At 47.3% G+C, this 12,599-nt stretch carries 6 protein-coding genes; 4 read left to right on the top strand and 2 right to left on the bottom strand.

What is annotated here, in order from left to right; genetic code table 11:
* Positions 1-100: 100 nt before the first annotated feature.
* Positions 101-6,892, bottom strand: a complete 6,792-nt coding sequence (locus tag BUB38_RS12495) for a VWA domain-containing protein (RefSeq protein WP_073161066.1) — start codon at positions 6,890-6,892, stop codon at positions 101-103.
* A gap of 123 nt (positions 6,893-7,015) precedes the next feature.
* Here BUB38_RS12495 and BUB38_RS12485 point away from each other — a divergent pair, with 123 nt between their 5' ends.
* The 4 genes from BUB38_RS12485 (at position 7,016) to ruvB (ending at position 10,956) form a co-directional block, all read left to right on the top strand.
* On the top strand, positions 7,016-7,945 hold the full coding sequence (locus BUB38_RS12485; protein WP_139258442.1) for a hypothetical protein: 930 nt from the start codon (positions 7,016-7,018) through the stop codon (positions 7,943-7,945).
* Between the two features lie 83 nt (positions 7,946-8,028).
* Positions 8,029-8,796: a lysoplasmalogenase family protein gene (locus BUB38_RS12480; RefSeq protein WP_073161063.1), complete on the top strand. Its 768-nt coding sequence runs from the start codon at positions 8,029-8,031 to the stop codon at positions 8,794-8,796.
* Positions 8,797-9,263: 467 nt separating this feature from the next.
* Complete coding sequence (gene ruvA / locus BUB38_RS12475) at positions 9,264-9,881, top strand: Holliday junction branch migration protein RuvA (protein WP_073161062.1); 618 nt, start codon at positions 9,264-9,266, stop codon at positions 9,879-9,881.
* A 4-nt stretch (positions 9,882-9,885) separates the two neighbouring features.
* Entirely contained in the window at positions 9,886-10,956 is a 1,071-nt protein-coding gene (gene ruvB, locus BUB38_RS12470) for a Holliday junction branch migration DNA helicase RuvB (RefSeq protein WP_073161061.1), read from the top strand.
* A gap of 45 nt (positions 10,957-11,001) precedes the next feature.
* Here the strand turns inward: ruvB and BUB38_RS12465 are convergent, their stop codons facing one another.
* Positions 11,002-12,483 (bottom strand): BamA/TamA family outer membrane protein, encoded by a 1,482-nt coding sequence (locus BUB38_RS12465; protein WP_175547687.1) that lies wholly within the window; start codon positions 12,481-12,483, stop codon positions 11,002-11,004.
* Positions 12,484-12,599: the final 116 nt, after the last annotated feature.

Raw genomic sequence — 12,599 nt, 5'->3', positions numbered from 1 at the left:
GCACATATAAAACACAATAAAGAATCCCGCCAATTCACAGTGATGTGTGGCGGGGTTCCTTTTTTTTGAGGAGTATTCTAGGTCGAACTTTCGGGAATGCTTACCGTTTTACGCCGGTCTGCAGGATTCTGTATTCGGCATGTCCGTCTTCGAACTTGAAGTCGATTCGCCAGATATACACGCCTGTACCCACCTTGCGGCCATCGCTGGATCTCTGGTTCCACTTCAGGAATCCCACCTTGTAGTGGTTCTTGTCGTTACCGCGGATTTCCTGTTCCATTTCGCCCTTATGGCCAAAGTCCTTCTGGAAGGAGGTGACAATGTGAGAGAGCCCGTCGTAAATGGTGATGAAGGCGTGGAAGGGGGCTATGGTCTGGAACCTGACGCTAGAAATGGTGTCGGGCTGAACTTCCCACTGGTCGCCCTTTTCGGGGATCCACTTGGCCTTCTTGCCCAAACCGCTGATGGCGGGGTTGCCGGCCACTTCATACAGGTAGACACTGCCATCCTTACCCGTCACGTCGATTCCGCCGCGGCCCATGGGGTTCTTGGAACGGTCTACGTAGTTCGCTGCGGGGTTGGTCCTGATGCAGTTGTCCACAGAAATGTTGTAATCCTTGAGAACGAAGGTCCAGACGGTTCCGGTGGAATCGATGGTGGGAGCCTCGGCGTTAATGGAATGGGTTGCTGTATCGCTGCAGCTCTTGCTGTAACGGAACAGCTTCTTCCAGGCGGCGCTGTCGCCAACGTTCTTGATGGGTTCAGAAAGGGTAATGACCAGAGTATCGGGCGGAAGCTTGTCGGATGCATCCAGATATTCAGAAATAGTCATTTCGCCAGGATGCTTTACCGCTTCAACAGGTACGGCGCCGATATGATCCTCGATAAACATCTTCTGCATGATATCGCCCTTGCTCTTGGTCAGCTGCAGGTAGGGCTTGGCAGAAGTGTCTATTGCGGTCTTTCCGTATTCGAAAGGCTTTTCTAGCTTGGCGTGAATCCACTTGTTGTCGCTTTCCAGGACAATTTCAGATTTTTTGACGCTACGCCATTCGTCGCCGGCCTTATTCCAGTAGAGGGTATCGATACTTTCAATCTTGGCGGTAATAGCCTTCTTATAGTGAATGCGGATAGAGTCGGCTTGTCCGTCCAGGTCGCTGTCGTACAGTTCTGCCAATTCAGCGCCGACGTAATCGGAGTTCACGATCAGGTAGTCGCGAGTCTTCAGGTTGGACTTGTCGGACTTTACTTCAGCCTGGATCTTGATGCGGTTGGATTCCCCGTCAAAATTCAGGACTGCATCCAGTACAGTATCCTTCTGGGCCTTCTTTTCGCTTACATAAGTAAAGTATGCATTCTTTACCTTGAATTCAGATGTGTACTTGCCTGTTTCAACAGCCTTTACCTTCAAGGTGTCGCCGGTGTTGGTAAACAGGATTACGTCAAGAGTGTCAGCCTTGTCCAAAGTGGGGCTTTCCATATTGATGACCAGGCAGAACGGTGCTGTAGAAGAAGTGAGTACAGAATCCAGGTCTTCGTAGCACTTACTATCCATAAAGCGGTATTCAATACCTTCCATGGAACTGATTGCGGCGGAGTCGGCCACGGTGGTTCCGAACATGGGATCCTTGTAGGAAACCACGATGGTGTCGGCTGCGGTACAGGAAAGACGTCCGTCGTTGCGCTTGGCGTTGCGTTCATCCTTCTTCATGTCGTTAAGCAGCTTGTACTTGCCCGAAGAAGTCTCCACCATTTTCAGGTTTTCTTCCATGTCGCCGGAAACAAGGCAAGAAAGGTTCACCAGCACGGTATCCACTCCGCGGGAGAAGTCTTCTGTGGTGAGGGTCGCCGAGATGACTTCTGTTTCGCGGGCAATGGCCTCGTTCTTGTTAGAGACGTTTACCAGGGCGATAGAATCCTTGACTTCTCTGATGGTCTTTCCGTCCTTACAGGCGGGAACGGATGCATTCTTGAACTTATTCCAGCGTGCAGAAACTCCTTTATTGTCTAGGGCTCGGACATAGAATTCTACTTCGCTGTCCACAAAGTAGGATGTAGGAATTTCGGCAAACCAGAGGTTCTTATCGCCTCTATCCTGCATGAAGTTTTGGGTTTCGAACACGACGCCAATATCATTCTTGTAATACAGGATAACCTGATTAATACCATCGGTATCGGAAACCTGGAAATCAAAGATTCCCTTACCGTTGGTCGTATCGATACAGGCTTCGACAAGAGATGTAATTTTAGGTACGTTGTTCTTTACGGGAATGGTATAAGGTTCCTTAGCCGGATTCGGAACAGAAGGACTCTTGCCCACAAGTCCGTCGACATCGGTGGCCACCACATAGAAATCTATACCCGGAGCGACCACACTGCTTGCAGGTATGGTATAGCTCCATAGACTATCCTTAACCTGGGTCATGGCGTGAGACACCATAGGTGTATTCTTTAGGTCCGATGTCTTGGTATAGATGTAAACAGAACCAATATTCTTCTTGGATTTTACAATAACCTTAATGGTGATTGCCACTCCTTCAGATTGTTGATAACCAATCAGACGCTTGGTAGAATCGGTCAAGGTCACGACTGGGGGCAAGAAGCTTTCGTCCCAGTAGGCGGTATCGCGGCTAACCTTGTTCAGGAAGGTGCCCTTGATGACCACCTGGTGGGTATCTCCATCCAGAACGGCGTCGGGGCTGTTGTAGCAAAGCACATATCGAGCCTGCACGGCACTGCGGATGCTTGCATAGATGTCTGCCAATTGGTCGGCAGAGGGGGCCATGGTAAAGGAACCTCCAGTACTTTCGGCAAGAGTCTTTAGGGGTTCTTCAGAATCACATTCCACGGCGATGGAATAGATTGTTGTATTCATGCCATTGGCCTGAGCAACAACAGAACTAGTCTTTCTCTCGTCATCACTAGCGTCATAACCATCAGAGAAAACAATCACTGCGGTGGCATTAGTTTCGCCCACCAGCTGATCAAGGCCTTTGGAAATGCCATCGTTGATGTAGGTTCCGCCTCGAGCGCTCAAATTATTAACGGCATTAAGGAGGGCATCCCTGTCGGAAGTCATGGCCTGGTGTACACGAATAGTATTTTCAAAACCGACGATAGCCGTCCTGTCGTAAGGTCCCATCTCGTTAATGAATTGACGGATGGAATTTTTGGCGCTAGTCATTTTTGTAGAACCCATGGATCCACTTTCGTCTACCACAAGAACCACGGAAACGCCACCGATTTTTTCTACAGAGGAGATCTGAATGGGAACGGATTTTTTGTCTTGATGGAGGACAAAGTCCGTTGAATCCAGACCTGGAATAGCGCGACCGGAATTTTCGTCTATCACAGATACGGTTGCGCATACGCCCGGGTGGTTGTTCAGATCCAGACTATTGATGGTCAACTTGGGCTGAACTGTAAAGTCTAACGAATATGTAGCCTCTACGATACATTGAGCCGTAGTAGGCTTCATTCTAGTCCTAGAACTATTTTTATTGTCAATGGTAACAGACCCCTTTCTGGTTACCCAGGAATCAAAGGTATAACCGCCATAGGGAATGGCGTAAATCAGGGTATCCATTCCTGGAGCCAGAGCCACGTCACCGGCGGGATTTGTGTAACCCTTAGACGGAGAGTTTACAGTAAGCACATAGGGTGTTGCCACCAAGGCCGAGAACTCTGCATTGCTAAAGTTATTGGTGGTGCTGGATACGAACTTCCAGTACTGCGTTTCGCCCTTTTTGCCGGGCTGGAAACCCTTCTGGAAATTGGAAGTGATCGTGGAATAGCTAACGGAGTTGGAGAACGTGGAGTCGTTACCATAGAAGTACAACGTGCCGCTAATCGATTCGCTAAACACAAAACTGATCATACGCCAGGACGTATCGGGTGCAGTCCACTTAAAGTAAATAGACGATCCTGTGTAATCACTAAAGTAATTGTGCATGAAGGAGAACTTCTGTTCCTTGGTGGTCAAGGTTTCGATGGTTCCCTTCTTATAGGTTGCTTTTACCTTTGCAGAATCCTTTGTAGAAACTACGGTATTTTTGGCCAGGGTATCGGCAATGTTGGCGTTGCCCGAAAGTACTCGCCACTTGTTGAATCTGTATCCGCTGTCGGCCGATGCCGAAATGGGGTAAGCCACATTAAGCCAGGCAGAGGCATATCCGGTATCGGGAGTCACATGGCCGCGAATGTCGGAAAGAACGGTGATAGAGCCTTTATCTGCGGAGGAATAGCTAATCCAGAACGGTAAATTCCTTGCGTAAGATGAACTGTAGTTCTGGAATTTGTAATAGACAGTATCCCCTGCATTAACCGATATGGAATCCACGACTACGTTGGCCTTGTTCCTACTGGCGGTATAGGAAGAGAACGAACTGGAACTATATCGATACAGATATAGGGTGTTTTCGTAGTAGCTGGAGCTGACTTCTCTTGTTGCCGCAATAATGTAGATGCCGGTCTTGGGAGCCACAAAGCGGAATCGAACTTCACTGTTATAATTGTCGATATAGTAGTGCTTGTCAACAGTGTAGGCGGTGGGAGTCTGGGTAATGTTGTAGATGATACCATCAACAAATACGGCACGGACTTTGCAATCCCCCTTCAGGCGGGCGTAAGTCGTTGACAAGGTGGAATCAGAAATCGTGCAGGATCCAGAAACACGTTCCCAGTGAGAGAACTTGGATGTATTCCTACTGTAGGCCCTAAGCAGGATGGAATCCCCGCTCACATAGGTAGAGTCGTAGTTCCTTGAATTGGTTCCCACGTAGACATAACCGTATCCTGCGGTATCGCCACGCACCTTGACCGTCTTGAGAACCTTTACCTTGAAACTGTCATTTACTGTGGTGGAATAGGGTGCGATAAGGAAATATAGACTATCACCCACATTACTCATGTTGAACATAATTTTTGATGTTCCGGAATATGCGTAATCATAGTCTTTGTAGTTAGATCCGAATGTATTATAAGAGTATTCGTAGACGTAGGTTGTCTGATTTGTATTCGTCACCAGGGCGTAAGTTCCAGTATCCGGGGCTACGAATACGGTACGCACTCCGTATTTATAGGATTTGCTGCCGTACTTGAAATAGTCGAAGGTTGATTCCTTGCTGGAGATTGTATAGACCTTAGCGGAATCTACATGGAAATTGATCTTGATGGAATCCGATGAGGGAATGAACTTGGTTGTCATGGAAGTGGAATCCAGGAACTTACCGGAACCGTATTCCACATACCATCCGCCAAATCGAGTGTCCTGAGCGGTGTTTGCTGTAACAGTTAAGGTGTCGCCCAATGCAACTGTGTCTGGATAAGACTTGTTGGGAGATTGTATGAGGGCTGCCTTCTTGGCTACAATGTAAACGGAATCGCTGAAATAGCTAGAGTAGTTAGACGTAAGGGTATAAAAGAACTTGTCTCCTGCATTGACCTTTATGTACTGGGTAACGGGAGATGAGTAGGAGAATGAGTTACGCCTTTTGTAACTAGTTGCGGTGGAATCATTGCCGTAATCGTAGAAGTAGTGTGAATAACTCTTGGAGGTGGCTCTGATGGCATAGATTCCGGCAGATAGAGCTGTATAACGGAATCGTATACCATACTCCGGAGAACGGTCATAGAAATCGTTTATGAAGGTATAGCCCTTTTTCTGGGAGGTAATGTCGTAATATTTACCGGCAATACACTGCAGCTGGTATTTTGTATCGGTATTGATGGTGTCGCTAATGGTGTAAGCGGTACTGTCGTAAAGTTTTTTATCGCCAGTCAGCACTTTCCAGCCGTTGGGGCGGTAACCCACCTTGCTGTAACCCGTATAAGAAACAATTTGACCAGGCAAGGCTGTGTCCAGGGCCACAGCGGTAGAACAATTAGCCGATGCGCTGGTCAAGGAAATTGTATTTGTCTTGATGGTGGAATAACTGATAGAGAATGTCTTGTTGGAGTCGCGAGTGTTATAGGATCTGACACTATAAAACAGGGTGTCGCCTGCACTGACCAACATGGAATCGCTCATGTCATAACCGCTGTAGTCATACCAGGCGGTGGTCGCGAATGTGGAAGTGACATGGCGGTAGAAATAGAAACGATCGTTGTTTTTCGGAGAAACGGTAACGCGATAGCCGCCACTCTTGGGGGCTATGAGGTAAAAACGGACCCCGTTTGTCGCCGATCCGGAATAATAGTTGGCCGCAGGGCTATATTCTACCGGTGTGGTGGTAATCTTGTACATGACGGCATCTGTGAATTCGGCGGTCACTTTGCAATTCCCATTAACGGCGAGGGTTGTGGTTGCCTTGGTTGCGTCGCCGATGGTGCAAGTACCCGAAGAAACTTTCCACTTGCTGAACTTGTGGTCTTTATCGCCAGGAGCGTAGATTGAAACGGTGTCTCCAGCCAGGTAAACAGAATCGGAACTGGCATTGTCGGCCTTGAGGTTTTCAAAAGTGACTTTGGCCCCGTCCTTGGCGACTACCGTACGGGTATAAGAATAATAGGAAGAGGTATAAGGTTCTATCCTGAAATAGAATTTCTCTCCAGCTGAAGTGGCTGTTATACCGAAATTTTCAGTATAGCCATAGTACAGAACCTTATGCGCAGACGCAGAATAAGAACTAAAAGAGCTATCGGACCCGTAGTAGTAAAGTTCATCTCTTCCGCTAACAGTAGAGAACTGAATGATGTAACTCCCTGCCTTGGGAGCTTTAAAGCAGAATCGGGTTCCGTTGGACTTCGATAAGTAATAGTCGTTTGTGTGATCAAAGCTTAATGGCGTTTCGGTAATGTTAAGTACAGTACCCGAGGCAAAAGCCATAGAGCAAACGAAACACAAAAAAGCCATTACGATGCGAAACGCACCAAAATCGCTCTTCAATTTCATGAAGAACCTCCTAAGAAATCATCCCATTGACGTGAAATGTAGAAAAAAAATTCTTTCTTCAGCGCAATTTTGTAAGAAAAAAAAGCTATCTTTGGCCGCGGTTGGATAAGGAAGTTAGGAGAAATGAAAGCTATGTCACGCATTTTTGCCAATTGCAGTAAGATTGTAATTCTAGTCGTTGCAATTTCCGTCGTCAGTTTCGCCATGGAAATTCGCCCGGGTTTCGGTTTTTTGACCCCCGCATCTGTCACGATCGAGAATAACGATGACGGTGTGAAGTCTGAAAGAAAACAGAAAACGCAATTTATGTATCAGGGCGACCTGGAATTTTTGTTCACTGCCCAGTACGCCCCCATTCGTTATGGTCTAGGTCTTGGCTATAAGAGCAAGCAGACTCGCGATGGAATCGATTTCACTCCGGCTACCCTCCCCCTTTGGCTGAACCTTACTTTCGGCTCAATTTACGACGAAAGTATTTTTGACCCCTATGTTGTAACCCGTCTAGGTTATGTTATGCCGTTGGATTTCGACGATCCCTGGTGGGAAACGCCTACTGATTTTATGGTATACATCGGTGCAGGCTGTGTATTCCCCTACCGTATCGCCCTGGAGGCGGGCTACGATTACACCTCCATTCTTAAGTCTTTCGAATGGAAGAAGCAAAAGTTTAGAATTTCTTCGGGGCGCATTGCGATTCGTCTCTCGGTTGGCTTTGAATTTAGTCATAGAAGAAACGAACGTCGTACGATTATCCGTAATGCCGATGATGAAGACGATGAATACGAAGTTGGTCCTGCCAACTCTGGCGATGGTTCTTCCTTTGAAGAGAGTCTTCAGGTTTTCGAAGACAGTCTGACTGTCGTAAATGCTCAAAAGAATGCCAAAATAGCTTCTGAGGAGCCGTCTGCTCTTGAAAAACAGTCGGAAAATGGCAAATCTGTTGAAATGTCTAGTGAAATTTCGGAATCGACTGGCAAAAAACGCAAGGCTAAGGTGAAAAATACCAAGCCCAAGAAGACTAGCTCTAAAAAGAGTGCCAAAAACAAGAAGTAATGGCGGGTAGACAATTTGCATTAAAGTAATGTTTACACGTTAAAAGCAACTTTCGCAATAAATATTTTTTTATTATTTACGCCATGATTCTTCCAAAGCGTATCAAGGTCCTTCTGGGCGTTATTACAGTCCTTTTTGTATTCTATTTTATTAGAGACTGGTTTGTTTTTTACCAGTGCGGGGCTGTTGAACAATGCTTGGCAGATTCAAGCTATGTGCAGCACTATACCAAGTTCGCAACGACAGTGCTTATCGCTATTTTGGCCATTGCTATTGGTAAGGATTGTCTAGGCAAGCGCGACCATCGTCTGTTGTTGACCGCCATGGGTGCGGCTTTTTTGGCCGATATTTGCTTTAAGCTTCTGCATAACGCTAAATCACTCGCTCAGTTCAGCGTGGAATTTATGCTCATGGGTGTCTGTTTCTTTATTGTGTTCCAGTCTATTCTCATTTATCGATTTACCCGTAAGAACGAGACTGACGATAGCATTCCGTGGATTATCCTGGTTCCTTTCGCCTCTGTGCTGGTCCTCTTTGACCTTCGTCTTCTGGGAGTGTTTGAAACCGGTCTGGTTCCCACTATCATTGTCTATGGAACATTCTTGACTTGCGCCCTTTTCGAAGGTCTTCGCGTGTCCAGGTACGGTTACTTCCCCCAAAAGAATGCCTCTCTTATTAGGCTTGGCATGATACTTTTCTACTTGGGCGATGTCTGCGTGGGATTTTCCTTGGCAACTGGAGACGACCATAGTACTCAGGAAGTCGTTGCTACCGTTGCCAATAACTTGGTTTGGTTCTTCTATGTTCCTGCGTTGCTCATGTTAGTATTGAGTGGAATCCGCAAAAAATAAAAAGCAAACCATGAAAATGAGAATGCCGGCCATAAAGGTCGGCTTTTTTTGATAAATCTCATGTCCTAAACATACTACGGAAACTTATTTTTTACTGACGGTAATATTAACATTTCCTATTTTAGAGAAAAAAGGTTTGTTATAAAGCGATCGTTCAGTTTTTCTCGGGTTAGCGCAGCTTGGAGTGCTTTAACCCTGTTTATGGGCCTCTCCCTTGTTGAACAGGATGCATTCAGTCGTGTTAGCCACGAGGATTCTGACACAAGACTTTTCTCCGTCCGTTGCATAAAGGACTCCAATTAATAAACGGACTTCTATCCAGTTAGAATATAAAGGAACCCGCTGGCAAAAGCTGGCGGGGTTCTTTTTTTATAAGACCTGCACTTTTGTGTACGAAACGACTTGACACAGCCCGTACGGGAGTGTATATTTGTGCAGTAAGTTTTTTATACTGCACATTTGGAACTATGATCGAACAAGTCAAAGGTTGTCTTATAGAAAAGTCCCCCACTTTTATTGTGGTGGATGTAAATGGAATTGGCTATGGAATCAATGTTTCGGCCCACACGGCTGGAAAATTGCCTGAAGTTGGCGATGGTAACACCCTAGTGACCATCTATACAAACTTGGTCGTTCGTGAAGATTCCATGACGTTATTCGGTTTTGCCGACAAGACGGAAAAGGACACCTTCCTGATGTTGTTGGACGTCAATGGCGTTGGACCTAAGATGGCCCAGCGCATACTGAGTGGAGTCACGCCGGCGGATCTTCTGAATATGATCGCCAGCGATAACAAGTCTGCCCTGAGTAAAATCAAGGGGCTTGGCAAAAAGACCTGCGAACAGATGGTCCTTACCTTGAGAGACAAGGCAGGCACCATGCTTCAGGGCCTAGGCAACGTAGAAGGTAGCGGCGTTACTAGCATGGGCGCCCTTACCGGGGCTAAACTTGAAGCCGTTCTTGCGCTCCATACTCTCGGTGTCAAGGATCCTGCTGCCGAAAAGGCCGTTGTGAAGGCCGTCGAAGTTCTGGGCGATTCCGCCGATGCCGCTCAACTTATTCCCGAAGCTTTAAAGTATTTGTAATCCTATGGAAGATCAGCGTATTATTTCTCCGGAAAGACGTTCTGGTGACGAAGGCGATGCCGAAAACACCCTCCGTCCCCCATCACTTGCGGAATTTACCGGACAGAAATCCATTAAGGAAAGTCTTTCTATCGCCATTGAGGCGGCAAGGCATCGCGGAGACGCCCTGGACCATTGTCTATTTTCTGGTCCTCCGGGACTTGGTAAGACGACTTTGGCTGGGATTATCGCCAAGGAAATGGGCGTGAACATCCATATTACCAGCGGACCGGTTCTTGAAAAAGCCAGTGACTTGGCAGGTCTTTTGACTAGTCTGCAGGAAAACGATATTCTCTTTATCGATGAAATCCATCGTCTGAACCGCGTTGTAGAAGAATACCTCTACCCCGCCATGGAAGATTTCAGGTTGGACATCATGCTGGATTCCGGCCCTGCGGCCCGCAGCGTAAACCTCCCCCTGAAGCATTTTACCCTGGTGGGCGCGACCACCCGCAGCGGCCTTCTGACTGGCCCCTTGCGTGATAGATTTGGTCTTCAGTATCGCCTGGAATTGTATGATGAAGAAGATATCATGCTGATCTTGATGCGTAGCGCAAGAATTTTGGATATTGAATTGGATGAAGATGCCGCCAGATTGCTAGGTGGTCGTTGCCGCGGAACACCCCGTATCGCCAACCGCGTGTTAAGGCGTTGCCGCGATGTGGCTCAGGTTCGTGGAACTGGAGTTATCGACTTGAATTCTGCCCAGAAAACTTTGGATATGCTGGGAATCGACGGCGAAGGCCTAGATGGCATGGACCGTAAAATTCTTACGATGCTTATAGACAATTTCGGTGGAGGTCCAGTGGGCCTTGGAACTATCGGGGCTGCTATTGGCGAAGAACCCGATACCATTGAAGAAGTGTATGAGCCCTACCTCATTAGAAAGGGCCTGCTTTCCCGCACTCCTAGAGGGCGCATGGCCACCCACAACGCGTACGAGATGCTGCACAGGCAGATTCCACCCAGAGCTGTATCGCAGTTCCAGGGGCAGACGCAGGCGGGCTTCAATTTGCAAGAAGAAATGCCTCTTTAGTTTCGGCTCGAGTTGTTGCCGTTCCTTTTGCTGCAGCTTCGGTTATTATCGGAATTCCGGTGCGATGGTTATAATCATATTGACGCCGTGCAGTCCGTGGAATCCCAGCTGCACACGGCACAGGAACATGTTGGGCTGACGAACTCGGATGCCAAAGCCCCATGAGTTGTAGTAATGGTCGAAACTCCACTTGTCGATTTTATCGGCGATAAGTGCGTATTCGTCGAACACGACTCCATCAACAAAGCGGTCTACCGGCCAGCGATATTCTGCGCTTAAGGACATGATATGATGGGATGCCCATGTATCCCCATATCCACGCAGCGGAGTTCTTGCATTCAATGTGGGGAATGCGTTAAAGGGTGCGCCGCCTTTTTCCATTTCCCATAAATCAATTAGCCTATACTGTAAGGCGATAACCCTTCTCTCAAAAAGGGTTTGCATCATGTTTTCGGGACGCCATACACGAATGGCTTCATCCCAGGAAAAGTCGGTATAGAACTTACGGTTCTGTCGGGCTTCTGTTGCGCTTAGAATATAGTTGGGGCTGCTGCCTAGCAAGAAATAATGCTGGAGCAAGAACTCCGTGCGGATGTAATCGTGCTTTCTTTTGGAACCATTAATGATATCTTCGTCATAATAGTCCTTGGCTTCATCGCCCAGTTCCTTGACACTTACGCCGTCGTACTTGCTGACAATGTTATAGGAACCTGAAAAACTGACGCGGGAACCTCGGGATGGGGCGTATGGGTAATCCAGGTCGTCGTAGATGATGGATGCACCAATGGGAAATTCCATATGGTCTTGATATAGTCCGCGGTCTTCGATGGAAAACTTCTTGCTAAATAACAGGGAGTCTTCGATATCGGGAACATCGGCCTTGATGAAGTTTTGGGTTGTCCAGATTTCAGCATTCCAGTTGCGGTTGTCAGAAAGCGGTGCGCCAAGTCGCCAGGTAATACTAAAGCTGGAATCCGGCTGTAGATAGCTAGCCTTTGTTTCGGGAACAATAAAATGTTTGTCTCGGTTCCAGTTGATACTGTAACGAACGCCGGCGAAAAGCGGAGTCCCAAGGATAGACTGCTTGGTGTATCGTGTATCGAAGGCCAAGTCGCCGTTGGCAAAAAATTCCCCTTGCAGCACTAGATAATCTCGATCCAGGAATACGCTACGGTGTCGATAGACAACGCCCAGTTCGGTACTTGCGCCCGGTTTTAAGTTGAAACTAGGGTAAATGAATATGTTCTTGCGTTCGCCGAAGGTGATTAAATCCACCGACCTTTCGATGACTCCGTTCTTGACCGCGTAATCGATGGGGGTCGCTATCGGGTAGATGAGGATGTTCAGTACTGGCTGGATGATGTAGTCCAGGGGCCATTTCCACAGGTTAGACCATTTGAACGAATCTTCTTCTTCGACGTTCTCTGTTTCGGGATTTTCGGAAGTTGAATTTTGAGGTGCAGGATCATTGGATTCCTTGGTTTGTGCAAAAGGGCTTGCAGCCATCAGCAGCAAACAAAACGCCATCGTAGCGATCTTCCTACATAAACCCAACTTCATACCCCCCCAATTTATAATTATATTGTTGTCATGTTTTCTGCGTTCGCAAAAATAGTTAAGAGATTAGGGCAAAATTATAGGGC

This window comes from Fibrobacter sp. UWH5, from assembly GCF_900142505.1.
Taxonomy (GTDB): domain Bacteria; phylum Fibrobacterota; class Fibrobacteria; order Fibrobacterales; family Fibrobacteraceae; genus Fibrobacter.
The sequence above is the reverse complement of the archived record's forward strand: the minus strand, read 5'-3'. Positions and strand labels throughout refer to the sequence as shown.